This window comes from Marinobacter salsuginis (assembly GCF_009617755.1).
Classification (GTDB): Bacteria; Pseudomonadota; Gammaproteobacteria; order Pseudomonadales; family Oleiphilaceae; genus Marinobacter; species Marinobacter salsuginis.
Genome location: NZ_BGZH01000002.1, coordinates 197,168 through 223,002, shown reverse-complemented (window position 1 = coordinate 223,002; position 25,835 = coordinate 197,168). Strand labels below are relative to the sequence as shown.

General features: G+C 59.2%; 20 protein-coding genes. 13 read left to right on the top strand and 7 right to left on the bottom strand.

Annotated features, from left to right (window positions below; all coding sequences use genetic code 11):
• Positions 1-16 precede the first annotated feature (16 nt).
• The 4 genes from GJU83_RS12245 to GJU83_RS12230 all read left to right on the top strand — a co-directional run bounded on the left by GJU83_RS12245 (position 17) and on the right by GJU83_RS12230 (position 4,893).
• On the top strand, positions 17-778 hold the full coding sequence (locus GJU83_RS12245; RefSeq protein WP_014576485.1) for a 3-hydroxyacyl-CoA dehydrogenase: 762 nt from the start codon (positions 17-19) through the stop codon (positions 776-778).
• Between the two features lie 24 nt (positions 779-802).
• Positions 803-1,954: an acyl-CoA dehydrogenase family protein gene (locus GJU83_RS12240; protein ID WP_014576486.1), complete on the top strand. Its 1,152-nt coding sequence runs from the start codon at positions 803-805 to the stop codon at positions 1,952-1,954.
• A gap of 161 nt (positions 1,955-2,115) precedes the next feature.
• Entirely contained in the window at positions 2,116-3,297 is a 1,182-nt protein-coding gene (locus GJU83_RS12235) for a thiolase family protein (RefSeq protein WP_069183906.1), read from the top strand.
• Between the two features lie 258 nt (positions 3,298-3,555).
• The gene (locus tag GJU83_RS12230) at positions 3,556-4,893 is read left to right on the top strand and encodes a sodium-dependent transporter (RefSeq protein WP_069183905.1); all 1,338 of its coding nucleotides are present in this window, start codon (positions 3,556-3,558) and stop codon (positions 4,891-4,893) included.
• Here the strand turns inward: GJU83_RS12230 and GJU83_RS12225 are convergent.
• Positions 4,880-6,793 (bottom strand): sigma 54-interacting transcriptional regulator, encoded by a 1,914-nt coding sequence (locus GJU83_RS12225; protein ID WP_069183904.1) that lies wholly within the window; start codon positions 6,791-6,793, stop codon positions 4,880-4,882. The genes GJU83_RS12230 and GJU83_RS12225 overlap by 14 nt on opposite strands.
• Before the next feature lie 313 nt (positions 6,794-7,106).
• On the opposite strand from GJU83_RS12225, the gene GJU83_RS12220 reads away from it, so the two are divergent.
• Genes GJU83_RS12220 through cynS form a run of 4 tightly spaced genes read left to right on the top strand, consistent with a single transcriptional unit; the run spans position 7,107 to position 10,788 of the window.
• The gene (locus tag GJU83_RS12220) at positions 7,107-8,528 is read left to right on the top strand and encodes an ABC transporter substrate-binding protein (RefSeq protein ID WP_069183903.1); all 1,422 of its coding nucleotides are present in this window, start codon (positions 7,107-7,109) and stop codon (positions 8,526-8,528) included.
• Between the two features lie 2 nt (positions 8,529-8,530).
• The gene (ntrB, locus tag GJU83_RS12215; protein WP_069183902.1) at positions 8,531-9,358 is read left to right on the top strand and encodes a nitrate ABC transporter permease; all 828 of its coding nucleotides are present in this window, start codon (positions 8,531-8,533) and stop codon (positions 9,356-9,358) included.
• 55 nt (positions 9,359-9,413) lie between these two features.
• Positions 9,414-10,316: an ABC transporter ATP-binding protein gene (locus GJU83_RS12210; RefSeq protein ID WP_153634478.1), complete on the top strand. Its 903-nt coding sequence runs from the start codon at positions 9,414-9,416 to the stop codon at positions 10,314-10,316.
• Positions 10,317-10,344: 28 nt separating this feature from the next.
• The gene (cynS, locus tag GJU83_RS12205) at positions 10,345-10,788 is read left to right on the top strand and encodes a cyanase (protein ID WP_069183900.1); all 444 of its coding nucleotides are present in this window, start codon (positions 10,345-10,347) and stop codon (positions 10,786-10,788) included.
• Positions 10,789-11,020: 232 nt separating this feature from the next.
• Here cynS and GJU83_RS12200 read toward each other — a convergent pair whose 3' ends face one another.
• Entirely contained in the window at positions 11,021-11,299 is a 279-nt protein-coding gene (locus tag GJU83_RS12200) for an ACT domain-containing protein (RefSeq protein WP_069183899.1), read from the bottom strand.
• Positions 11,296-12,996, bottom strand: a complete 1,701-nt coding sequence (gene ilvG, locus GJU83_RS12195) for an acetolactate synthase 2 catalytic subunit (protein ID WP_069183898.1) — start codon at positions 12,994-12,996, stop codon at positions 11,296-11,298. Before ilvG ends, GJU83_RS12200 begins: the two co-directional genes overlap by 4 nt.
• 312 nt (positions 12,997-13,308) lie before the next feature.
• On the opposite strand from ilvG, the gene GJU83_RS12190 reads away from it, so the two are divergent.
• Both GJU83_RS12190 and GJU83_RS12185 read left to right on the top strand, forming a co-directional pair.
• Complete coding sequence (locus GJU83_RS12190) at positions 13,309-14,391, top strand: efflux RND transporter periplasmic adaptor subunit (RefSeq protein WP_069183897.1); 1,083 nt, start codon at positions 13,309-13,311, stop codon at positions 14,389-14,391.
• 5 nt (positions 14,392-14,396) lie between these two features.
• Positions 14,397-17,480 carry an efflux RND transporter permease subunit gene (locus tag GJU83_RS12185; protein ID WP_069183896.1) on the top strand — a complete coding sequence of 1,028 codons (3,084 nt, stop codon included), beginning with the start codon at positions 14,397-14,399 and terminating at the stop codon, positions 17,478-17,480.
• Here GJU83_RS12185 and GJU83_RS12180 read toward each other — a convergent pair.
• A complete protein-coding gene (locus GJU83_RS12180; RefSeq protein ID WP_069183895.1) occupies positions 17,477-19,102 on the bottom strand; it encodes a methyl-accepting chemotaxis protein in 1,626 nt (541 codons plus the stop codon). The genes GJU83_RS12185 and GJU83_RS12180 overlap by 4 nt on opposite strands.
• 142 nt (positions 19,103-19,244) lie before the next feature.
• Between GJU83_RS12180 and GJU83_RS12175 the strand changes: the two genes are divergently transcribed.
• Positions 19,245-19,988 (top strand): pseudouridine synthase, encoded by a 744-nt coding sequence (locus GJU83_RS12175; RefSeq protein ID WP_069183894.1) that lies wholly within the window; start codon positions 19,245-19,247, stop codon positions 19,986-19,988.
• On the opposite strand, the gene GJU83_RS12170 is transcribed toward GJU83_RS12175, so the two are convergent.
• Together GJU83_RS12170 and GJU83_RS12165 are read right to left on the bottom strand one after the other, a co-directional pair.
• Positions 19,973-21,829, bottom strand: coding sequence for a putative bifunctional diguanylate cyclase/phosphodiesterase (locus GJU83_RS12170; RefSeq protein ID WP_069183893.1), 1,857 nt, complete (start codon positions 21,827-21,829; stop codon positions 19,973-19,975). The two genes, GJU83_RS12175 and GJU83_RS12170, sit on opposite strands and share 16 nt — an antisense overlap.
• A 127-nt stretch (positions 21,830-21,956) precedes the next feature.
• Positions 21,957-23,462, bottom strand: a complete 1,506-nt coding sequence (locus tag GJU83_RS12165; protein ID WP_069183892.1) for an amidase — start codon at positions 23,460-23,462, stop codon at positions 21,957-21,959.
• 170 nt (positions 23,463-23,632) lie between these two features.
• On the opposite strand from GJU83_RS12165, the gene GJU83_RS12160 reads away from it, so the two are divergent.
• Positions 23,633-24,241 carry a methyltransferase family protein gene (locus GJU83_RS12160; RefSeq protein WP_069183891.1) on the top strand — a complete coding sequence of 203 codons (609 nt, stop codon included), beginning with the start codon at positions 23,633-23,635 and terminating at the stop codon, positions 24,239-24,241.
• Between the two features lie 20 nt (positions 24,242-24,261).
• On the opposite strand, the gene djlA is transcribed toward GJU83_RS12160, so the two are convergent.
• The gene (gene djlA / locus GJU83_RS12155) at positions 24,262-25,041 is read right to left on the bottom strand and encodes a co-chaperone DjlA (RefSeq protein ID WP_069183890.1); all 780 of its coding nucleotides are present in this window, start codon (positions 25,039-25,041) and stop codon (positions 24,262-24,264) included.
• 140 nt (positions 25,042-25,181) lie between these two features.
• On the opposite strand from djlA, the gene alkB reads away from it, so the two are divergent.
• Positions 25,182-25,832 carry a DNA oxidative demethylase AlkB gene (gene alkB, locus GJU83_RS12150; RefSeq protein ID WP_069183889.1) on the top strand — a complete coding sequence of 217 codons (651 nt, stop codon included), beginning with the start codon at positions 25,182-25,184 and terminating at the stop codon, positions 25,830-25,832.
• The last annotated feature ends 3 nt before the right edge of the window (positions 25,833-25,835 follow it).

Sequence of the window (25,835 nt, the reverse complement as noted above, 5' to 3'; positions counted from 1 at the left end):
AAAAGGGGAGTGAACGATGGAATTCAAAAACGTGGCGGCCATTGTAACAGGCGGCGCTTCCGGTCTGGGCGAGGGTGCGGCCCGCGCACTGGCGGCATCGGGATGCAAGGTGGCGATCCTGGATTTGCAGAAAGAGCAGGGCCGTAAGGTGGCCGAGGACATCGGCGGGATTTTCCTTGAGTGTGACGTGAGCTCCCCCGACAGCGCCGAAGCAGCTATCAACGCTGCCCGCGAAGCCCATGGTCCCTGCGGTATTGCCGTGAACTGTGCCGGTATTGCCACGGCTTCCAAGATTCTGGGCCGCGAAGGTGTGATGCCGCTGGAGAACTTCAGCAAGGTTATTCAGGTCAACCTGATTGGTACCTTTAACATTCTGCGTCTGGCCGCGGCGGATATGGCTCAGCGTGAACCCAATGCCGATGGTGAGCGCGGCGTAATCATCAACACGGCTTCCGTGGCAGCTTATGAAGGTCAGATTGGCCAGGCGGCCTACAGTGCCTCCAAGGGCGGTGTGGTATCGCTTACCCTTCAGTCAGCCCGTGAGCTGGCTCGCGAGGGCATCCGTGTAAATACGATTGCACCTGGCCTGTTCATGACACCCATGATGGCGGGTATGCCCGAGGAAGTTCAGGAAAGCCTGGCAGCCACGCTGCCGTTCCCGAAGCGTCTCGGCAAGCCGGAAGAGTTCGGCATGATGGTTGACCAGATGGTGCGCAACCCGATTCTCAACGGCGAAGTGATTCGCCTGGACTGCGCGCTCCGCATGGCGCCCAAGTGAAGCATCCAATTGCAGGAGACATACATGACCGTGTCTGTTGATAAAGAAGAACTGGCGATGTTCCGGGATTCCGTAATCAAGGTCCTGGAAAAAGAAGTGACGCCGCACTACGAAGCCTGGGAAAAATCCGGTCTGGTGCCCCGCGAACTCTGGAACACCCTGGGCAACGCCGGCATGCTTTGTGTGGATGTGCCTGAAGAGTGGGGCGGCATTGGTGCCCCCTTCCAGTTCTCCGTCGTTGTGGGCGAAGAACTGGCCCGCATGGGATTCGGCGCACTGTCCACCAACGTGATGGTGCATTCCGACATCGTGGCGCCTTACCTTAGCCACATGGGCAATGAAGAGCAGCGTCAGCAATGGCTGCCCAAACTGGTCTCCGGCGAAGCCGTAGGTGCCATCGCCATGACCGAACCCGGTGCCGGCAGCGACCTGCAAGCGATTCGCACCAGCGCCGTGAAAGATGGCGACGAGTACATTCTGAACGGCTCCAAGACCTTCATCACTAACGGCCAGCACGCCGATATGGTGATCGTTGCCGCGAAAACCGATCCAAAGGCCGGCGCCCGCGGCATTAGCCTGTTCCTGGTAGACACCTCGCTGCCGGGCTTCAGCAAAGGCCGCAACCTCGACAAGATCGGCCAGCACTCCGGGGATACCTCCGAGCTGTTCTTCTCCGATATGCGCATCCCGGCCTCCGCTCTTCTCGGTGAAGAAGGGCAGGGCTTTGTGTATCTGATGAAGGAACTGCCCCGGGAACGCCTGGTGATCGGTGCTCTCGGCGTAGCCGCCGCCCGTGGTTCCCTGGACCTGACCATCGCCTACGCCCAGGAGCGGGAACTGTTCGGCCAGAAACTGGCCCAACTGCAAAATACCCGCTTTGAAATCGCTCGCATGGAAACCGACTACCGGGTCAACAAGGCCTTCGTGGACCAGTGCATCGACCAGTACGACCTGGGCGAACTGGACGCGCCAACCGCCTCCATGGCCAAGTACAGCGCCACTGAAATGCAGTGCCGCGTGGCCGATGGCTGCCTGCAGCTGTTTGGCGGTTACGGTTACACCACCGAATACCCGATTTCCCGGGCCTTTATCGACGCGCGGGTGCAGCGGATTTATGGCGGCACCTCGGAAGTCATGAAAGAAATTATTGCCCGGTCGGTACTGGGTAAAGCCTGATAAAGGCAGACGAACTCACAATCTGAAGGCCGGGTGCCAGATGCCTTTCAGGGACTGTCTGCAGCATGGATGCTGCAGTCAAGCGTACATGGACGTATTCACAGCGTGTCCCTGAAAGGCGTCTGGCACTTGGCCCAGCACCAAATTAGAGGGCATTTAACATGAATGGTAACGACGTAGTAATCGCAGGCTCAGCAAGAACCCCGATGGGCGGCATGATGGGCTCCCTCAGCTCCGTGCGCTCTCCAGACCTGGGCGCCATCTCCATCAAGGCCGCCATCGAGCGCTCCGGCCTACAGCCTGCAGATGTGCAGGAAGTGATCATGGGTTGCGTACTGCCCGCAGGCCTCGGCCAGGCCCCGGCCCGCCAGGCCTCACGCGCCTCCGGCATTCCCGACAGCTCAGGCTGCACCACCATCAACAAAATGTGCGGCTCCGGCATGCAGGCCGTGATCATGGCTCACGACCAGATCAAAGCCGGCACCAACAACATCATGATTGCTGGCGGCATGGAAAACATGAGCCAGGCACCGTACCTGCTGCCCAAAGCCCGCGGTGGTATGCGCATGGGCCACGGCCAAGTGATGGACAGCATGTTCCTGGATGGCCTGGAAGACGCCTACGAAGGCGGCCTGATGGGCGTCTTCGCCCAGCGCACCGCGGACAAGTACGACATCAGCCGCCAGGCCATGGACGAGTTTGCCATCGGCTCCCTCCAGAAATCCCTGGCCGCCATCGAAAACGGCTGGTTCCGTGACGAGATTGTTCCGGTAACCGTATCCGGCCGTGGCGGTGACACCGAAGTCGACACCGACGAGCAACCGGGCAACGCCAAACCGGAGAAAATCCCGCACCTGAAGCCGGCCTTCGCCAAAGACGGTTCCGTGACTGCGGCCAACTCCAGCTCCATCAGCGACGGTGCCTCCGCCCTGGTACTGGCCTCCGCCGCCGAAGCCGACGCCCGTGGCCTCGTTCCCCAGGCCCGAATCGTGGCTCACGCCACCCACGCCCGCCTGCCAGCCGAGTTTACCCTGGCGCCCATCGGTTCCATCGAGAAGGTGCTCAAGAAAGCTGGCTGGAGCGTCGACGACGTGGACCTGTTCGAAATCAACGAAGCTTTCGCGGTGGTTACCCTGGCGGCCATGAACGAGCTGAAGCTCCCGGCTGAAAAGGTCAACGTCCACGGCGGCGCCTGTGCCCTGGGGCACCCGATAGGCTCTTCCGGTTCGCGGATCATCGTTACCCTGATTAATGCCCTGAAGCAGCGTGGGCTGAAGCGTGGTGTGGCTTCGCTGTGTATTGGTGGTGGCGAGGGGACTGCTGTTGCCATTGAGTTGATCTGATTGCCTCTCCTCGTAGCCTGCCTGTGTAGGGGCGGGCTACGAGGTGGCCGGTGGAGTTTTTCTTGGAAAAAGAACTCGCTTCGCTCAGACACCTTTTTCCGGCGAAAAATCCACCAGCCACCCCCACTGCCGGCCATCCCCCAAGGCAGAAGTCCCACCATCCCAGAAAGCCTGACTTGATATCAGTCATGCGGCCAATTCAATGATTTGCTAGCCTTCAATGCATTGAAATTCCCCGGCATTGGAGAAGGAAACCCCGTGCGAAAGCGCCACGAGTTTATTGAGGAATCCCGTAAACAGTGGAGTTCTGAGCCCGCGTTTGTGGCCTCCATGGCGGCCGCTGCCGTGGGGCTGGGGAACCTGTGGCGGTTCCCTTATATGGTGGGGGAGAACGGTGGTGGCGCTTTTGTGGTGGCTTACCTTCTGGCGCTGATTGTGGTGGTCCTGCCCATCATGATTCTGGAAGTGTCTGCCGGGCGGCTCTCCAAGGGCAGTACCGTTCAGACTTACCGGCAGGTGAACCGCTTTGGCGTGGTCTATGGCTGGTTTGTGGTTCTGATCACCATGGCCATTACCAGCTATTACCTGGTGATTACCGGCTGGACCCTGGGGTATGCGGTGGATGCCGCAACGGACGATCTCCGGGTGTTCGGGGATTTTACCGCCGGGTATAACTCGCTCTGGTACTTCTTCGCCGTCACTTTGCTGGGCGCCATCATCCTGGCCAAGGATGTGACAGCCATTGAGCTGATGTCGAAGATCCTGATGCCGGTATTGATCATTGTGATGATTGGGCTGGTGGTCTTCGCCAGCCGAACGCCCGGTTGGGAGCAGACCAAGGATTTCTTTTTCCAGGTGGATTGGAGCCGGCTGGCGCATGGCAAGCTTTGGGCATTCGCCTTCGGTCAGGCGTTCTACACGTTGGCGATTGGCCAGGGCTATCTGGTGACCTACGGCAGTTTTATCCCCCGGCAGACTCATGTTCCCAGGGCCTGTCTGATTGTCGCAGGCACGGAGACCAGCGTGGCATTGTTGGCAGGCTGGATGATCTTTCCGTTTGTGTTCAGCCTTGGCATGGAGCCCACAGAAGGCAGCCAACTTGCGTTCGTGACCATGCCCCGGGTGTTCGAGGACATGGTTGGTGGCTACTGGGTGGGCACGCTGTTTTTCAGCCTGTTCTTCATGGCGGCGTTCAGTTCCAGTCTGGCCGGTTTGAAGGTGATGATTGCTGCGGTGGCGGAAGAGTTCCGGCTGAGCAATGGCCGGGCGGTCAGTTTGGTTACCCTGGTTATGCTGGTGCTGGGTACAGCATCGGCGCTGAGTTTCACACCACTGGAGTGGAACATTGCCGGGGAGCCGGTTCTGGATGTGATCGACCGGGTGGCCGGCGGCAATGTGATTATCTTCTCCGGGGTCCTGGGCGCGGCCATGTTCTGCTGGTTTATACCACCGGAGAAGATCCGGACTGTGCTGGGCACGGAAAGCCGTTGGTGGGAATGGCGGATGTACCTGGTTGGCCGCTATCTGCCGCTGGTAATGCTGCTATGGATCGCGGTGACTTACGCTTTGAACCAGATGGGCATTACTCAGGCCTGACCTGAAATTCCCGGGGTTCGATCTTCAGTTTTTTCAGGCGCGAGGTCAGGGTGGTGGGTTTTATGCCCAGCATGGCCGCTGCGCCATCTTCGCCGAAGACCCGGCCACTGCTCATGGTGAGGGCCCGGGTCAGGTTCTGTTTCTCCAGCTCCCGTAACTCCTGTTCCGTCATCAATTCGCCGCTGTAATGTCTCGCGGGGGGCGTTGTTGTGTTTATACGGGCGGTGGAATCCGGCCCGGGCAGGTCCAAGTCCAGCCGGCCGTCGGCGGTGATCACCTGGCGCTCGATCACGTTCTCCAGTTCCCGCACATTGCCCGGCCAATGATAGGCCTTCAGAGTTTCCACATCCCTCTCGCGCAGCGCCAGGGTGGGGCGGTTGAACTTCTGGCAGGCCCGGTTCAGAAACTCCTGGGCCAGGATGGGGATGTCTTCCAGGCGGCGGCGCAAGGGAACGGACTCGATGGGAAACACGTTCAGACGGAAATACAGATCCTCCCGGAAGGTTTTCTGCTGCACTTCGGCTTTCAGGTCGCGGTTGGTGGCGGCGATAACGCGCACGTCCACGGCCCGGGTGCGGTTTTCCCCCACCCGCTCGAATTGCTGATCCTGAAGCACGCGGAGTAGTTTGCCCTGCAGCTCCAACGGGATTTCGCCCACTTCATCCAGGAACAGGGTGCCGCCGTCGGCCAGCTCGAACCGGCCGACGCGGTCGCTGACGGCGCCGGTGAAGGCTCCTTTGATGTGGCCGAAAAATTCGCTCTCGAACAGATCCTTGGGGATGGCTGCACAGTTCACCCGGATCAGGGGGCGATCCCGCCGGCTGCTGGATTGGTGAATGGCCCGGGCGATCAGTTCTTTGCCCGTGCCGGATTCACCGGTGATCAGCACGTTGGCATCGGTGGGCGCCACCATGCCAATCCGGCGTACGATGGCCTTGATGGCATCGCTTTGGCCGAAGATCTCGTGGAAGTGGTACTCGGCGCTTAATTCTTCCTGCAAATAGGCGTTTTCCATTTCCAGGCGGCGCTTGAGGGTCTCCACCTCTTCCAGTGCCTTGTGCAATTCGTTCTGGGCTTCCTGGCGGGCGGAGATATCTCGGAATACCACCACAGCACCTACCGGATGGCCGTTGTCGAGAATGGGTGTGCTGGTGTATTCCACCGGGAAGCCGCTGCCGTCCTTGCGCCAGAACCAGTCCTCTCCAACCCGCTTCACGCTCGCATCGCGGAAGGCGGCGTATATCGGGCAGTCCTTGAGTGGGTACAGGCTGCCATCGGCATGGGAGTGGTGCACCACCCGGTGCAGAACCCGACCCATAAGCTCGTCGATTCGCCAACCCAGCATGCGTTCTGCTGCGGGGTTTGCGAAGGTGCCTCGGCCCTCGGCATCCACCCCGTAGATGCCTTCCCCGACGGCATGCAGGATCAACTGGTTTTCTCTCTCCATGTCCTTGAACAGCTCTTCCACCCGTCGCCACTCGAGCAGGCCGCCCCGGTGGTAGTGGTTGGCATCGTGGCGTTCCCGGAGGGTGCGTAATTGGCGCCGGTCTCTAAGCAAAAGAAGTATGTTCTGGGATTCCGCCTCGCCGACCCGGGACGAGGAGATTTCGAGTTCCACAGTGTGGCCGTCCCGATGCTGCAGAAAGAAATCGCGGCTCCAGCCGTGACTGCGAAACAGAGTCTCTTCGGTAAAGGCGATCAGTTGCGGGCGCTGGTCTGTAAACAGATGGGTGCAGGGTTTCCCCGTCAGCGATTGACGGTCTGTGCCGATCATCCGGCCCATGGCGCTGTTGGCTGACAGAATCAGATCCCGCGCAGCGTCCACCAGCAGGGCCGCTTCCGGGAGATGATCGATCCAGTTGCCGGTTATTTCAGGGCTGATGATGGCTTCGTTATTCATGGTGGCTTCCCGAGTCAGTCTGACGGAGAAGAATCAATCCCCGTGCCAACTACGAAAATTCGCAGTCGACGCTACGAAAAATCGTTAATTACGAAATATCGTAGCTCGACTGTTTGCTGATTTCTGAATATTGGGCATTTAAAAACAAAGAGTTAAAAAAATTTCTGCACTTGGCACAAACCCTGCGATACCCCCTTCAGAACGCGTAGCCGGCCTGCCCCTGTTTCGACCGTCGGGCCCGAGCCGCATCTTTGTTGCACCACAAGAGTGCAGAAATAACCAGTAAATCACGCTAAACGCAGGAGAGTGCCCCATGACCACGAAAAGCCTCGGAAATCCTTTTGATGGTGACAAATCCCTGATTCACGCAAAGACCTGCGGCTGCCCTGAGTGCAAGCCGGGCGACAGCGCCCCGTCTATTTCCCTTGATCTCAAGCCTTCTGCCGGCCAGCAGGCAGTGGCGGATGAGCATCTGGACTCGGAAGCGATGATGGATCGTGCCATTGAAGGCGCCGTCGTGCGCTCAGTGTTTGGTCACAACGAACACAGCCGGCGCAGCTTCATGAAGATGATGGGAGCGGGCACCGCAGCGGCCGTTCTGGGCAGTGTGTTCCCTATGGAAAAGGCCAAGGCCGCGGTGAAGGAGTCTCTCGGCAAGCTTGAGAAAACCAAGCTGAACGTCGGCTTTGTACCCATTACCTGCGCCACGCCGATCATTATGGCTCACCCGATGGGTTTCTATGAGCGCTACGGACTGGATGTCACCGTGACCAAGACCGCCGGCTGGGCGGTGGCTCGCGACAAGTCACTGGCGGGCGAATACGACGCTTCCCACATGCTGACTCCCATGCCCCTGGCCATGACCATGGGCGCTGGCTCCACACCGGAGCCGTATATCATGCCCGCGGTTGAAAACATCAATGGCCAGGCGATCGTCCTGCACGTGGACCACAAGGACAAGCGCGATCCCAAGCAGTGGAAGGGCTTCAAGTTCGGGGTGCCGTTCGAGTACTCCATGCACAACTTCCTGTTGCGCTACTACCTGGCCGAGAATGGCGTCGACCCGGACAAAGACGTGCAAATCCGTGTGGTACCGCCACCTGAAATGGTTGCTAATCTGCGCGCCGGTAACCTCGACGGTTACCTCTCCCCGGACCCGTTCAACCAGCGTGCGGTTTGGGAGAAAGTGGGCTTTATCCACATGCTGACCAAAGACATCTGGGAAGGCCACCCGTGCTGCGCCTTTGCCTGCAGCCAGAAGTTCGCCACCGAAAACCCGAACACCTATGGCGCTCTGCTTCGCGCCATCATCGACGCGACCCAGTACTCCAACAATCCGGATAACCGCAAGGAAATCTCCGAAGCCATTGCGCCCAAGAACTACCTGAACCAGCCGGTGCCAGTGATCCAGCAGGTGCTGACCGGATACTACGCGGATGGTCTTGGCGAGGTGAAAGACGTTCCGGACCGCATTGATTTCGATCCGTTCCCCTGGCACTCCATGGGCGTCTGGATTCTCACCCAGATGAAGCGCTGGGGGTATATCGAGGGTGATGTGGACTACAAGGCCATCGCCGAGCAGGTGTACCTGGCCAGCGAGACCGGAAAGCTGATGGAAGAAATGGGTTACTCCGCACCGGATAAAACCTACAAGACCCACACCATCATGGGTAAAACCTTCGATCCGGATAGCGCCGAAGAGTACACCCGCAGCTTCGCGATCGGGAGGGTGTAATCATGGCTTCCCTGAACGTCCGGGCAGCACTGCTGTCGGTGTCGTTCCTGATTCTGGCCCTGGGGCTCTGGGAGATGGCAACCCAGCCCCCGGAGGCCCAGACCGGAATGACCGAATACGAAATGCTGATGGGTGGCGCGGATCAGGAATCCCGTGTGCCGCCACCCTCGGCGGTGATCAAGCTGGCCTGGGCAGAGCTGTCCAACCCGTTCTATGACGCCGGCGCCAACGACAAGGGTATCGGTATCCAGTTGGCCTACTCGGTATACCGGGTGCTGACCGGGTATCTGGCGGCCATGGCCATCGCACTGCCCATTGGCTTCCTGATCGGTATGTCGCCGCTGATGTACAAGGCCTTGAACCCTTACATCCAGGTGCTGCGACCGATCTCACCGCTGGCCTGGATGCCGCTGGCCCTGTTCATCATCCAGGACTCCGACGCCTCGGCGATCTTCGTGATCTTTATCTGCTCGATCTGGCCGATGCTGCTGAACACGGCCTTCGGCGTGGCCAACGTACGGCAGGACTGGGTGAACGTGGCCCGTACCCACGAGCTCAGCCCGATCAAGACCGCGCTTACGGTCATTCTGCCGGCCGCCGCTCCCACCATCCTGACCGGCATGCGCATCTCCATCGGCATCGCCTGGCTGGTGATCGTCGCCGCGGAAATGCTCGTGGGCGGCACTGGAATTGGCTACTACGTGTGGAACGAGTGGAACAACCTGGATCTAGCGAGTGTGATCTTCTCCATCCTGATGATCGGGGTGGTGGGCATGCTGCTCGACCTGGCCCTGGGCAAGGCCCAGAAACTGGTGGAATACAAAGAATGAGCGGTCCGGCACCGGCTTCCGGTGCCGGCCTCAACCCTCCGAATGGAGACCTGTTATGAGTAAATCATTCCTGGAAGTAGATGGCCTGTCCAAGGTGTACCCGGACGGCCAGGGCGGTGAGTTGACCGTCTTCGAGGATATCCGCTTTGCCCTGGAGAAAGGTGAGTTTGTTTGCATCATCGGCCACTCCGGCTGCGGCAAATCCACCATCCTGAACGTGCTGGCAGGCCTCGACGAAGCCAGCGCCGGCAACGTGGTGATGAACGGCAAGGAAATCAAAGGCCCCGGCCTTGAGCGCGGCGTTGTGTTCCAGAACTACAGCCTGCTGCCCTGGAAAACCACCCTCAGCAACATCGTGTTCGCAGTGAAAGCCCGCTGGCCTGAGTGGTCAAAAGAGAAAGTGAAGGAACATAGCGAGCGCTACCTGAAAATGGTGGGCCTGGACCATGCCCTGAACCGCAAGCCGTCCCAGCTGTCCGGCGGTATGCGCCAGCGGGTGAGTATCGCCCGGGCCTTCGCCACCCAGCCGGAACTCCTGCTGCTGGACGAGCCTTTCGGCGCGCTGGATGCGCTCACCCGTGGCGTGATCCAGGACGAACTGGTGAAAATCTGGGAAGAAACCCGCCAGACCGTGTTCATGATCACCCATGACGTGGACGAAGCCATACTGCTCTCCGACCGCATCTTCCTGATGTCCAACGGGCCCAACGCCCGCATCGCCGAAAGCGTGAAAGTGGATATCCCACACCCACGGGCCCGGGCCACCATCTTCCAGAACCCGGCCTACCACAAAACCCGGGACTACCTGGTGGACTTCCTGGTCAACCGCAGCGGCTCGGCCCTGCCGGAAAAAGACGGCAGCCCGAAAGTTGCCGAGCCTGCCAAGGGCGTTAGCCAATCAACGCCCGAGGTGTCCAAAACCGAATCCGAAACCACCGCCCGCGCGGTGAATGCCTGACGTTACAACCCAAGAGAGGAAAACAGCCATGATGAACAAAGAACTGATGACCGCAAAAATCCTGGAAGCCAAAGTGTCCAAGGGCATGACCTGGGAAGCCATCGCCGAAGCCATCGGCATGTCCCCGGTGTTCACCACCTCGGCCGCCCTGGGCATGAACAGCCTCAGCGAAGACAAGGCCTTTGCCCTGTGCGAAACCCTGGGCCTGGAAAAGCCGGTGGCCGAAGCCCTGCAGGTCTGCCCGAAAAAAGCCTGGGATGGCGCCGTTCCCCAGGATCCGCTGATTTACCGTCTGTATGAAGTGGTGGGCGTTTACGGCGACACCATGAAGGAACTCATCCACGAGAAGTTCGGTGACGGCATCATGAGTGCCATCGATTTCACCATGGACATCGAGAAGGAAGAGAATCCGAAGGGCGACCGTGTTGTCGTGACTATGAACGGGAAGTTCCTGCCTTATAAGGCTTGGTAAACGTTCGAACGGAAGCTTCGGAGTGGGCCCGCCTTTGTAGGCTGTTGGTTGAGGGGCGGGCTTGCGGGGTGGCAGGTGGATTTCTCTTGGAAAAAGCAACTCGCTTCGCTCAGACATCTTTTTCCGGCGAAAAATCCACCTGCCACCCCCGTACCTGCCCGCCAGACCTCAGGCTACAAAAAGACCCTGCCCGCGAAATCTCAGGCTACGAAAAGACCATGCCCCCATAGCCTCAGGCCGATCGAGACCGGGCCACAGACCCAGCCGCCAGGGCAACCTCTGCAACCGTATGCAGTTTCTCCAGTTGCGACTGCAACATGGCAATCGGCCGCGTGCCCTCCAACGTCAACGCGATATCCAGATGCTCGCCGGCGGTTTCGACGGCCATGGTGGCGATCCGGAACCCTCGGATGCGGACCACCTGGCAGAGCCGCTCCAGGGCGGCGGCTTCCTGGGTCATCCGGCAGTTGATGGTGTAGCTGGGCGTTGATGGCTTGTTTTGCGGGTTCATGCAACTTGCTCCTTGCTGGCTTTGGCGGTTCGGGCGGTTTCGTCGATCATGTCGGTGTTGCTGGCGCCGGGTTTGACGATGGGCCAGACGTTTTCTTCCCGGCTGATGGCTACGTGCAGCAGCATCGGGCCGTTGTAGGCCAGGATGGTTTCGATGCCACGGCGGATCTGGTCCGTGCGTTCGATGTGCAGGGCCGGGATGTCGAAGGCCCGGGCCATGGCGACGAAGTCAGGATTGTCGTCCAGGTTTATCTGGCTTTCCCGGTTGTTGTAGAACAGCTCCTGCTGCTGGCGGACCATGCCAAGGCACTGGTTGTCCATCACGATCAGTTTTACCGGCAGGTTGTAGCGGCGGATGGTGGCCAGTTCCTGGGCGTTCATCATGAACGAGCCGTCGCCGGTCACGTTGATCACCGTGCTGTTGCGGTCGGCAAACTGCGCGCCGATGGCTGCGGGCAGGCCGAAGCCCATGGTGCCCAGGCCGCCGCTGGTGAGGTGGTGGCGTGGGTGATCGAAATCGTAGTGCTGGGCCACCCACATCTGGTGTTGGCCAACGTCGCAGGCAATTATGGTGTCGTCTGGAGCGATCCGGGAGAGCTGGCGAATGAAGGCCGGGCCGGTGATCGGGGCCAGGGGCTCTTCGTTGTCGGCGGCGTGGAAGCCACCGGTGGTGTACCAGGTGCGGCATTGTTTTTGCCACTCCTTGATGGCCAGTGGCTCTGCTTGCAATGCCTCAGTCAGTGACGTCAGGATTTCGTTCAGGTCGCCCCGGATGGCCAGATCGGCGTCGCGAAGTTTGTTGATCTCGGCGGCGTCGGCGTCGATGTGGATCAATTTGGCGTTGGGGGCAAAGCCGCCGAGTTTGCCGGTGGCGCGGTCGTCCAGGCGGGCACCGATGACCAGCAGCAGGTCGCACTCGTCGACGGCCTTGTTGGCGGCCCGGGAGCCGTGCATGCCCAGCATGCCGAGGTTGTAGGGGTTGTGTTTGCCGGGGTTGCCAATGCCCTTCAGCGTGACAACCGCCGGCAGGGCTGAGGATTCGGCAAAGGCCCGGAAGGTCTCCTCGGCATGGGCCAGGCTGATACCGCCACCACTGTAGAGCAGGGGCTTATGAGCGGCCCGCAACATCGCCAGGGCTTCCTTCAGGTCTGGCGAAGTTGGCTCACAGGACTGGGCCTGGGGGAAGGGGGCATCGGCAACGTTGCTCAGCAACAGGTCCTTGGGGATATCAATCCAGACCGGTCCGGGGCGGCCGCTCTGGGCCAGCTCGATCGCCTCTTCCATGATGGCGGGCAGGCTGTCGGCATCGTCGATCAGGTAGCTGTGTTTAACTATGCCCAGGGTCATGCCCAGTACGTCGGTTTCCTGGAAGGCGTCGGTGCCGATCAGGCCGGACGGCACCTGGCCGGTGATGACCAGCATGGGAATGGAATCCCGGTGGGCGTTGGCAACGCCGGTGATCAGGTTGGTGGCACCGGGGCCAGAGGTGGCAATGCAGACGCCCAGCTTGCCGCTGGCCCGGGCGTAGCCATCGGCCGCCAGGGCACAGCCCTGTTCGTGGCGGCACAGCACGTGTTCCACGCCCACATCGTCCACCAGCGCGTCGTATAGCGGCATGATGCAGCCGCCCGGATAGCCAAATACCGTGCTGATGTTGTGGCGGTGGAACGCTTCAAGAATGTGCTGTGCGCCGTTCATGGTCGTTTTTCCCTTTTCTTTTGCCGTAAAAAAAGAAACCCCCGGGACCTTTCGGAGCCGGGGGTTTCTGGTGTTTTGTCAGGTTTGTCGCTATCTCACCCGCTTGTCCACGCAGAAGCCCCCGGACGGTACCACGACCACCAGGACAAGCTTCACAAGGACAATCACTGCGTTGAGATTCATAAAATCGACAGTCTGCTCTGAATTCGTAAAAAGATTCTGTGTAGAATCTACCCCACGTTTTCAGACGGATGCAACCGTTAATTGCCGGTTTTTTCTGTCACCCTTCGAATCAGGAACAGTGAGCATTCAATGACGAAAGCAAAATGGGGTTCTCTCGGACTGTCACTTCTGATCGTAATCGCGTTGGTGGTCTGGATGGCGACCGGTGAGGTGAAGGTCGCCAGTGACGAGGCTCCGGAACGTCAGGATAGCGGCGATGGTCAGCTCACGACGGTTCAGGTGGAAACCCTGGCGGCTCGACTTCATGAGCCGGGGCTGATGCTGCAGGGCCAGTTGGAGCCCTGGAATTCGGTCACGCTGAGTGCCCAGGTGCCCGGCCGGGTGGAATCCCTGGCGGTGGGTCTGGGTGAGCAGGTTCGGCAGGGGCAGACGCTGCTGAGGATATCGGATGAGGGCCGAAGTGCTGCGGTTTCGCGCTGGCAGTCGCGGGTTCGGGAGCTTGAAGCGGACCTTCTGGCCGCCCGCAGGCTGCGTGCCAACAACCTTGCTTCGGAGTCGCAGATCCTGAGTCTGGAAAGTGAGCTTGCGGGGGCGGAAGCGGAACTGACCAGTGCCCGTCAGGCGGTCAGTCACCTCACCCCCAGGGCACCATTTGACGGCACGATCAACAGCAAATCGGTGGATATAGGCGATCTGGTGCAGGTGGGGTCACCACTGTTTGAGCTGGTGCGGGTGGATAGACTGAAGGCCACCGCGCGGATCCCCCAGCAATCAGTGGGTGATGTGGCGCCCGGCCAGGCGGTTCGTGTGGATTTGCTGGATGGCAGTCGTCTTTCTGGCGTTGTGACCTTTGTCGCCAGCGCCGCCTCCCCGGAAACCCGGAGTTTTGCTGTTGAAATCGCCGTTGAGAATCCGGATCGCAAGCGGGTTGCGGGTGGCAGTGCCAGCCTGCGGGTGGCGTTGCCGGAGGTGAAGGCCATGTTTATCTCGCCTGCTTACCTGTCCCTCGGTGACGATGGTCGCCCCGGTGTGAAGTACGTGAACGGCGAGAATCGCGTGGAGTTCGGTGAAGTGAAGCTGTTGAGCGTGTCCACCGAAGGCGCCTGGGTTACCGGTTTGCCGGATGAGATCCGGCTGATTACCCGCGGTGGCGGATTTGTCAGCATCGGCGAGCAGGTGGTGCCCGTTGATGCCGCCGAAAACAGGGGGTAGGGCAGATGCGCAGCCTGATCTTCGCCGCCATTGACCGCAGCCGGACCACCCTGCTCACGCTGCTGTTCCTGATTCTGGGCGGTATCGCCGCGTTCCAGACCATTCCCAAGGAAGCCAACCCCGACGTCACCATTCCGATGATCTATGTGTCCATGCCCCTGGACGGTATCAGCCCGGAGGATGCCGAGCGTCTGTTGGTGCGCCCGATGGAGCAGGAGCTGCGTTCTCTGGAGGGTATCAAGGAAATGCGGGGAACGGCCTCGGAGGGCCATGCGTCGGTCATGCTGGAGTTCGATGCCGGGTTTGATCCGGACAAGGCGTTGCAGGATGTGCGGGAGAAGGTGGATACCGCCCGTACCAAACTGCCCCAGGAAGCGGATGAGCCCAGGGTGAACGAGATCAACGTGTCCCTGTTTCCGGTCCTGTCCGTGGGTCTCTCCGGCCCATTGTCGGAGCGCGAGCTGATCACCATTGCCCGCCGGTTCCAGGATGCCATCGAGTCCATTCCGGAAGTGCTCGAAGTGGAGATTGGTGGTGATCGCGAGGACCTGTTGGAAATTGTGGTCGATCCCCAGGTGCTGGAGAGCTACGGAATCGACTTCGATCAACTGGCTTCCCTGGTAACGCGCAACAACCAGCTGGTCGCTGCAGGCTCTCTGGACACCGGAAATGGCCGCATGGCGCTGAAGGTGCCCGGAGTGATCGAGACCATTGAGGATGTTATGTCCATGCCGGTCAAGGTGGACGTCGATACGGTAGTCACCTTTGGCGATGTCGCCATGCTCCAGCGCACCTTCAAGGACCCCACCGGCTTTGCCCGTATCAACGGCGAGCCGGCGCTGGTGCTGGAAGTTTCCAAACGCTCCGGTGCCAACATCATCGAGACCATTGCCCAGGTCCGTCAGTTGATCGAAGAGGCCAAACCGCAGTTGCCGGATTCGCTGGAAATTCGCTACATCATGGATCAGTCCGAGGAAGTGCGGGATATCCTCAGTGACCTGCTGAATAACGTACTCACCGCCATTGTGCTGGTCCTGATCGTGGTGATTGCCGCCATGGGGCCCCGTTCAGCGGTGATGGTGGGGCTGACCATCCCGGGCGCGTTCCTCACGGGTATCCTGGTGATCTGGAGTATGGGGCTCACGCTCAACATTGTGGTGCTGTTCAGCCTGATCCTGGTAGCGGGCATGCTGGTGGATGGCGCCATTGTGGTGTCCGAGCTGGCGGATCGGAACCTCTCGGAAGGGCAGACGGTCAAGCACGCCTGGGCCGAGGCGGCCAGCCGCATGGCCTGGCCCATCATTGCGTCGACCGCAACCACTTTGGCCGTGTTTGTACCGTTGCTGTTCTGGCCGGGCGTGGTGGGGGAGTTCATGAAATTCCTGCCGCTGACAGTCATCATCTGCCTGATCGCTTCCCTGGCCATGGCGCTGGTGTTCCTGCCCGTGCTGGGTAGCACCAGTGGCGGCCGGCGCGCGCGCCAGGGAAACTCACAGGGTCGACTGATGCAGGGTTATCGGCAGGTACTGGCACTGCTGCTCAAGTCACCGGGGCTGACGTTGATCGGTGTGCTCTGTGTGATCGCCGTGATCTATGCCGCATACGCCCGCTTCAACCACGGGGTGGAGTTCTTCCCCAGTGTGGAGCCGGATTCCGCCCAGGTGCAGGTGAGGGCGCGAGGCGATCTCTCGGTGTGGGAACGGGATGCCATTGTGCGGGAAGTGGAGCAGCGACTGCGTGGTATGCCCGAGGTGAAGGCCCTTTACGCTCGCTCGATGGTACAGACCAGCTCACAGTTGGCGCCGGATGTTATCGGCGTTCTGCAGTTCCAGTTTACTGACTGGTTCACCCGGCGACCGGCCAGTGAGATTCTCGAGGACTTCCGGGAATTGACCTCCGATATTCCTGGCATTGAACTGGAATTCCGCAAGCAGGAGGGTGGTCCTGCAGAAGGCAAGCCGATAGAGCTTCAGGTGAGCAGCCGGAAGGCGAACAGCCTCAATGGCTACGTGGACGAAATCAAAGATCGAATGCGCGAACTCGGTGGCTTCGTGGATATTGAAGACGACCGGAGCCTGCCCGGTATCGAGTGGCGACTGCAGGTAGACCGGGAAGCCGCTGCCCGGTTTGGCACCGATGTCCTGGGTATCGGAAGTGCCGTGCGCCTGGTTACCAACGGATTGAAACTGGCGACCTATCGCCCGGAAGACGTGCGGGACGAAGTGGATATTGTGGTGCGCGTGCCCAACAACTGGCGGGAACTGGACCACCTGCAACGCCAGACCATCCATACCTCACGGGGCCAGGTGCCGCTTTCAGAATTCGTGGATCTTCGCGCGGGTGACAAGACCAACAGTATTGTCCGGGTGGATGGCCAGCGGACCGTGACGATCAAATCCGATCTGGCACCGGGCCGTCGTGTGGACGAGCTGCTGCGGGCCCTGCAGGCGGAGATGCCAGAACCACCCGAGGGTGTTTCGGTGAAGTTTGCCGGCGAGAACGAGGATCAGCAACAGGCCTCCAACTTCCTGGCGACCGCCTTCCTGGTGGCTATCGGGTTGATGCTGTTGATACTGGTGACACAGTTCAATTCGATGTACCAGACCTTCCTGATTCTGTCGGCGATCGTACTGTCGACGGCGGGCGTGCTGTTGGGCCTGCTGTTCACGGGCCAGTCGTTTGGCATTGTGATGGTGGGAATGGGCACGATTGCACTGGCGGGTATCGTGGTAAACAACAACATCATTCTGATCGATACCTATAACCAGATGCGCAAGGACGGCATGGAGGCCTATGAGGCCGCCCTGGAAACCGGTTGCCTGCGTCTGCGGCCGGTTCTGCTTACCGCGATCACCACCGTGCTGGGGCTCATGCCCATGGTTCTGGGCGTCAACGTGGATTTGATTACGCCGTCCCTCGGTCTGGGCGCGCCTTCTACCCAGTGGTGGACCCAGCTTTCCAGTGCTATCGCCGGGGGACTGGCATTTGCAACGGTGCTGACGCTGTTGCTCACGCCGTCATTGCTGGTATTGGGCAACCGGGCTGGCCAGGCTTTCGGAAGGCTGACCAGCCGGTTTCGCAGCGCCTAGTGCCTGATCCGGTTCGCCAACTCCCGGGCTTTGGTGGCCATGGCCTCAAGTTCAGGAACGGTACGCAGGTTGTTTTCTGCGGCCTGGTGCATGGCTTCTGACGTTTCGGCTACATCTGTGACATTGCGGTTAATGTCTTCACAGACGCTGGTCTGCTCTTCGGCTGCCGTGGCTACCTGGGTTGTCGCATCATTGATGCTGCCCATCCGCCGGTTGATTTCCCCCAGGGTGGCGCGCACGGCTTCCACCGCCTCGCTGCTTTCCTGAGCCACAACGCCTGACGCCTGCATGAACTCGGTGGCGTCTCTTGAAGCGCCACTGATGGCGCCAATGATCTGGTCTATCTCGACAGTCGCTTCCTGTGTTTTCGCCGCCAGATTGCGCACCTCATCGGCAACCACGGCAAAGCCACGACCGGCGTCGCCTGCCCGGGCCGCTTCGATGGCGGCGTTCAGCGCCAGCAGGTTGGTCTGGTCCGCAATCTCCCGGATGACCTGCATGACGTCGCCCACTTTTTTACCATCGCTGGCGAGCTGATTGACGGTTTCGGCGGAGCTTCGAATCTGGTCTGTAAGCCGCCGCATACTGTCTACTGCCGTGTTTATCTGTGAGTCGGCAGTGGCGGTTTCGTCAGATGTCTGACTGACTTCGGTAGCCACTGAAGCCGCGTGACTGGCGACATCTTCGGCCGTCGCCGACATCTCGTTCATGGCCGTGGCGATCTGCTCAATGCGCTGGTGGGCCAGGTCGGACTGGCTGACAACACTGTCGGCGTTCTTGCGGATCAACTCTCCGGTCTCGTTCAGTTGCCTGGCGTTCTCGCTCAGCTGATTTCCGGTATCGCTGAGGAAACGGTGCAGGCTTCGTGCGGCATCGGCCAGTTGTCCCAATTCGTCGGCGCGTTGCATGGTGACCGGATCGGAAAGGTCACCGTCTCCCAGACGAGCAATCTGTGACGTAAGCTTCTGGGCTGGACGAACCACGCCCGACAGCAGGATCAGAATCAGGGCGATGGTGCCCAGAACGATCGCGGCGATCAACAGACCTGCAACCAGCCAGCTACGTTCTGTAACTACGGTGTTGAGGGTATCGGCCCTTACAAGGCTATCTTCCCGGACCGCGGCTGCGGCATCGACGATCAGTCTGGCGGGTTCCCGGTCAATTCCTTGTACCGCCGCATCGCCCGCGTTCGGATCGAATCCGGACCGGGTGAATGCTTCAAACCCCTGACGGTAGGCTCTTCCCATCGTCTGGTGTGCCCGTTTGAAATCAGACATCAGAGCTTTTGCTTCGGGCTCCTGGATGCGGGGAATAAGCTCATCAAGCTGGCTCTGGATAGACGCCTCGCGCTCCTGGAATCGGCCCCAGTATTTATCCAGTTGATCAGGGTCTGACCCGCGGATCAGGACGTTTTTCCATTCCTGGACCTGGGTCTTGAACTCTGAAAGCACGTCCTGGGCTTCCAGAGCATTGACCATCCTGGTGCCCACGAGTTCGTTGAAGTCGTCTTTGACTTTCAGGGAGAAATTCAGGTAAATCACCGCCACGGCGGCGACAATCAGGTTTGCCGTAAGGACGACAAGAAGGACCCGGTTGAGAATGCTCTTGGAATACCAGTTCATTGATACTTACCGATCAGGATGTAGGTGACAGATCATTTGTCGTGGCAGTTTCTAGTATATGTTTATTGATATGTCGGCATCGCAACTAAAACCATGAGACTTTATATCAATTTGTTTATGAACTTTTTATGACAGGTTTCTGATGGCGAATCCGCTGAGTGTTCTTTATCGGGATGAGTATCTTCTGATTGTCCACAAGCCAGCTGGCTTGCTGGTGCATCGAAGCCCCATCGACAGACACGAAACCGAGTTTGCCCTGCAATATGCCAGGGCGCTCAATGATGGCGAGCATGTCTACCCGGTACATCGACTGGACCGGCCCACCTCGGGCATCCTGGCGTTTGCCAGGGACAGCGACACCGCTCGCACGCTGGGTTTGGCAATGATGGCCGGGGATGTGGCGAAAACCTATCTGGCCATGGTGCGTGGCTGGCCGCCGGAACAAGGGGAGATTGATTATCCCCTGAGGGAAGAGCCAGAAGATCGGCGGCTGAAAGGGATCGAACACCCGGTGCGCAATGCGCTTACCCATTACCGCACCCTGGCGACTACCGAGATACCGGTGGAAATCGAGAAATACCCGACCAGTCGTTACGCGGTGGTAGAACTGTGCCCAAAAACAGGCCGCAAGCATCAGTTGCGAAGGCACATGAAGCATATCAACCACCCGATGATTGGCGATGCAAATCACGGCCGGGGCCGACACAACCGTTATTTTGCCGAGCGTTTCGGTGAGGGGCGTCTGATGCTGGCGGCGACAATGATGGCCTTTCGCCATCCTGTTTCGGGTGAACCCCTGACGATCAGTGCCGCGCCTGAGGCGAGCTTCCTTGAGGTGTTATCAATATTTCCCGGGTTTGATGTGCACAATCACCTGGAACAATAACGGCTGATGAAGTCGGAATAGGGAAGCGGTTTGCTGTAACGGTAGCCCTGGAGGTAGTCGCAGCCTTTCTCGAACAACCAGGCTTCATGGGCTTCGCTTTCTACCCCTTCGGCGACCACCGAAAGCCCGAGTCCCCTGGCCAACCCGATGATCGACAGGGTGATTGCGCAATCGTTGTCGTCATCAGGGAGGTTGTTGATAAACGATCGGTCGATTTTGATGCGGGAGAAGGGCAGGGTTTTTAGCCGCGACAGCGATGAATAACCGGTGCCGAAATCATCTATGGCAAGCTCCGCGCCTGCTTCGACCAGCTGCTCCAGAATCCGACCTATCCCACTGAAATCGCCCTGGATCGAATCCTCGGTCACTTCAAACTGAAGGGCACTGACTGGCATATCCTGGTTCTTGCAGATTTCCCTCACCAACTCCGGTAATTCCGGCACCAGCACCTGCTCGGCGGAGAGATTGACGGATATGGTGGGTAAGGGAGTGTTCTGGTCTTTCGCCTGACGCCAGTGGGCGCAGACGTTCTTGAGTACACAGGCGCCGAGTTCGTACATCAGCCCGGCACTGCGCGCTACGTCGAGAAACTCGATCGGTGACAGCCAGCCCCGCTGTGGATGCTTCCAGCGAACCAGCGCCTCGGCACTTTCCAGCTGTGTTCCCGTGCGGTCCATGATTGGCTGGTAGAATACATCGAGGCCGTTGGTTTTGAGCGTTTCCCGCAATTCGCTTTCCAGCGCAAATCGGGAGCGTGCTGTCATCTGGATTTCCGAGTCGAACAGCGTGGATCGGTCCCGGCCCTGCCTTTTGGCATGATACATTGCCGCTTCAGCGCCGCGGAGAAGTTCCTCGGGTTCACGACAGTCGCCCGGGAAGTGACAGATACCCACGCTGGCACTCACGTTCAGGTCCTGGTCGGACACCCGGATTGGCTGGCGGATCCGGGTCTGGATCTCCTGGGTGACTTCATCAAGAAACCCGGGCAGGGTGTAGTTGCGGATGACGAGAGCAAATTCGTCGCCACCAATTCGGGCCAGGAAGTCCTTACCCGCCAACTGGATGTCTTTCAGGCGCATACCGATGTCGGCGATCACCTGATCGCCCGCCTGGGGGCCCAGTCCATCGTTAATGGTTTTCAAACGGTCGACATCTATCCAGAGCAGCGCCAGGCTGCCGGTACCCCGACGTTTGATCTTGCGCACCAGGTGGCTCAACCGGTCGCGCAGCGAATCTATGTTGGCGAGGCCGGTAAGAGAATCGTAACGGCTGACGAAATCGAGGGCGCGCTTGGACCTCAGCCACGCTTCGTGGGTGTTCATGAGGCTTATGGTGTCAGCAATGGCAGCGACCAGCGATATATCCGGGACCGACCATTCCCGGGGGGTGTCCGATTCCAGGCAGACAACACCGCTGAGCTGTTCTCCATCGAAAATCGGCGCGTCCAGCATGGAATGGATGTTCTGAACAGTCAGATAATCCCGGTCGAAGGAACGGGTGCGGATATCTTTGCGGGCATCATCCACGGCAATGACCCGTTCTTCTGTAATGGCTTGGAAGTATTCGGGATGGTCCGAGCGGTAAAGGTTGAATTCGGCGCCATTCTGCGCCAGGCAACAGTTGCTGTCGGACTGCTCCTGGTCGTGCAGCCATTCGCAGGTGATGCGGTCCCGTTCTGGAGGAAACAGCCATACACTTGCCCGTTTTACACCCAGCAAGCGGGTGCACAGCTCCATGAGGGCTGCCAGCTTCCGGGGCCGGGGCATTTCGATAAACCTGATGTTATGGCTCAGTTCCATCAGTGACCTGTGATGGGTCACCAGGACTTCACTGTCACGCATGGCAGGGCTCAATATGGTGTGCCTTTACTGGAAATACGAACGGTCCTCGGTGTCGGTTCGGCCCAGAGGTCAGGTTGTTTCTGAGCTTCCTAAAGAATATGGCAGCTGTTGTTATGGGTGTCCACTTTTACAGGGTGTCGGCCAGAGAGTCCCTGGCGTTACGGTCTTCGTTGGTTAAATCTTGCTGTTTGAGCTCGTAGAGTTGTGGCCACGGATGGTTAGCCTCCAGCGTGTAGGCGATATCAAGAAGCGTAGATTCGCCCCCATGACGGCCCATGAATTGAACGGATACCGGCAGATGATCGGGGGTTCGCCCCGCGGGTATGGAGATTGCCGGTGCGCCCGTGGCGTTGGCCAGTGGGGTGAAGCTGACATACTGGCGCAGCCGCTCGAACAGGGTATCGAAAGGTACGTCGGGGCTCAGGTGACCAAGGGTGGGCGTTGTGTGGCCGAGCACCGGCGTGAGCACGGCATCGAAACCTGCCATGGCATGGGCGTAGTCGTGCCAGGAGCGCCTGAGCCGCCAGAGTGCGGCGGGCAGGCGCCAGAACTGTCGTCTGAACATTCTGTCCAGCCCGTTGGTTAGCCCATCCGTTCTGCGTTTGTCGAAGTCCGGGTGAAGTATTTTCCGGCCGTTGGTCCTCACACCGAAAGCAAGCAGGGCCCAGTAGAGAGCAAAATCTTCAGGAAAGGCGCTGTGCACGGGTACGGGGACAGGTTCAATCCGGTGCCCGAGCCTTTCCAGTCTGAGAGCGGTTTCTTCGACGGTCTGGCGAGTGATGTTGTCGGTTTTATGGCCATTGGTGGAGTCCAGCACCAGGCCTATCCTCAGGGGCCGACCCGAAGGCCCTTGAATGTTTCCCACAGCTGGTAGCTTCGGGTTCCGGTAATAGCTCTCAGCCTGGTCGAGAAAATTGGCTGTATCCCGCACCGAACGGGTCACCACGCCTTCGCTGATTATGTTGATGGGCAGGGAAGCGGCCGCCTCGTTATCGATCAATCGTCCTCGTGTGGGTTTGAGGCCGACCAGGCCGCAGCAAGCGGCCGGAATGCGGATGGAGCCTCCGCCGTCATTGGCATGGGCAATGGGCACCACGCCGGCGGCCACCAGGGCTGCGGAACCGCCGGATGACGCGCCAGATGAATAGGCGAGATTCCAGGGGTTTCTCGTGGCCGGTCCATGGGCAGGCTCGGTAGAGGCGTTGAAGCCGAATTCGGGCAGCGTGCTTTTGCCAAGGCACAGGAAACCCTGGGCAAGCAGTTGTCGGGCAAATGGGCTGGTATCGGAAGCCGGTATTTCAGGCACGGCCAGAGAGCCCTGGCGTGTGGCCAGTCCTGTCACGTTGGTGTTGTCTTTGATAAAGGTCGGAATGCCCCGGAACAAGCTCTGGGTACCCGCCTTTGCCTCTGCGTCGCATCTGGAGGCGGTTTGGAGTGCCTCGTCGTAGTTCGCCAGAGCCACGCCATGGATCAGCGGGTCGGCTGCCTGGGCCCGGGCGATGGCAGCGCGGGTCAGTTCCGTGACTGAAATCTCCCGGTTGCGGATTTTCTCTGCCAGGGTTGTTGCGTCATCGCGCCCCATCACGTCGTTGCAGAATGTATGGCAAGACTGAGGGATTTCGGGGGCGCTCATAACAGAATTCTCCGGAAAATGACTTATCCACTCTAATGCATTTAAAAACGTGATGATATGTCATTTTAGAAAGGGTTGGCCCCAGAGTGCCCTGACTCCCACCCCAAACCCTTTTCACAGACGCCTACAGATAATAAGCTGTCGGCCTTAACCCGTTGTAAGCGATCCCGATGGAAGTTATTGAACCCCTCGTACGCCACTTTCTTGGCATTTTCTTTCTGATGATCGGTCTGCAGTTTGCTGGCCGGAGCCTCGGCTTGTATCAGCGTATGCACTTTTCGCACATTAACTATGGTGAGCGAGGCACTGCGCCCTGGTGGCATCGACAGATTTTCAATGTCTTTCGTGCGCTCATTCTGGGTATTTGCGTGGTGCGCATTTTTGCCGATGTTGACGGCTGGCTGGGCGTTTTCGGCCCGCTCTACGTCTGGCCCGTTTTGCTGGCTGGCATGCTGCTGTTGATCGGCTCATATACGGCCGTAAACTATCTGCAGGCCTACATGCACGAAGACTGGCGCTCCGGGATTGATCCGCGCAAGGATCAGCGCAAACTGCTTACAAGCGGTCCGTTTGGCCGCTCGCGGAACCCTCTGTTTATGGCTGTTATGGCGGGACAGCTCGGGTTTTTCCTGGCGCTGCCCAGTGTGTTTTCCCTGGTGTGTCTGGTGGCTGGCGTCCTGGTGATTACCCGCCAGGCCCGGGAGGAGGAGAAGGCGCTGGCGGAAAAGTTCGGCGAAGATTACGAGCGTTATCGGGTGCGCGTGCCTCGTTGGTTCTGACCTGATAACCGGCAATGGCACTACGCGGATTTTTTCCGCGCTTCCTTGATCACATCGTAGGCATGACTGATTTCGCGGGTGCGTTCCTCCGCCATCTCCCGCATGCTCTCTGGCAATCCCCGGCCCGCGAGTTTATCCGGGTGGTTCTCGCTCATCAGCTTCCGGTAAGCCTTCTTGAGTTCTTCATCACTGGCCGAAGAGGACACCCCCAGAACCTTGTAGGCATCGCTGATCTGATCCGCTGACGAAGGCTGGCCGGCGCCGGCCCGGTGGGTGTGGGCGCCCCGAAGCATGGCTTCAAGTTGGTCCACCTGGCTCTCTGGCAATCCCAGCCCCCGGGCTATCCGCACCAGCATTTCGTGTTCGGCCGGATGTATCTTGCCGTCCGCAGCCACCGCCGATACCTGAACCTGCAGAAACATCTGCAGGAAGGCCGGCTGCCGCCCGCTGGCCTGGAGAAAGCGGTTCAGCTCGGCATCCAGATCAAAGTCCGGCTCCTTGCCCCGGTTGAAGGCGGCTTTGGCCTTTTCCTTCTGGTCTTCATTCAGGCGGAAGCGCACGAACATGGCTTCGGCCATCTGGATTTCATCCCTGGATATTACGCCGTCCGCCTTGCACAGGGCGCCCATTACCGCGAAGACGGATTCAATAAAGCCGGACTGGATGCTCTGGAGCTTGCCAATCAGCCGGCGTTTGAGAAGGTTCAAGAGAAAGGCGCCAATCGCCGCACCGATCAGAAAACCGGGGAATTTGCCAAAGGCGTAGCCAATCAGGCCGCCAATTATGATTGCAAACAGCATTAAGATGTCCTTAACAGGGATGAATCAGCCCATAGAATATACGTGTTTTTCAGGCCGGCTTCATGAACAGGCTTTCATCGACCTTTCAAAAGAACTCGTAAATTATTAGGTTGAGCCTTTTAAGAGGGGGAGCGTCATCTATGAACCATGACCTGTTTGATGACCTGGCACCGGATCGGGCGACTGAGCATCTTATGGACGGCGCGTTGGTTATACGACAATTCGCGCTCCCGAATGCCGAATCGCTCATGGAAGGTATTGAAAAGGTCACCTCAGAAGCGCCATTCAGGCACATGAAAACCCCGGGCGGCCATTCGATGTCTGCCGCCATGAGCTGCTGCGGGAATCTTGGCTGGGTCACCGATCGCCAAGGTTACCGGTATCAGTCCGAAGATCCCGAATCCGGCAGACCATGGCCTGCCATGCCGGCTGTTTTTCGAGAACTTGCCAGAAGCGCTGCAGACACCGCCGGTTTCGAGGGGTTTGAGCCGGATGCCTGCCTGATTAACCGGTATCAGCCCGGGGCAAAAATGGGGCTGCACCAGGACAAGGATGAAGAGGATTTCAGCCAGCCGATTGTGTCGGTTTCACTCGGTTTACCCATTGTTTTCCAGTTCGGCGGCCTGAAGCGCAACGAACGCCCGATGCGTGTGCCCCTTGGCCACGGTGATGTCGTGGTCTGGGGTGGCCCTGCCCGGATGCGTTATCACGGTGTGCTGACACTCAAGGCCGGAGAGCATCCGCTGACAGGCGGTTACCGTTACAACCTCACGTTCCGCCGAGCCAGGTAAGAA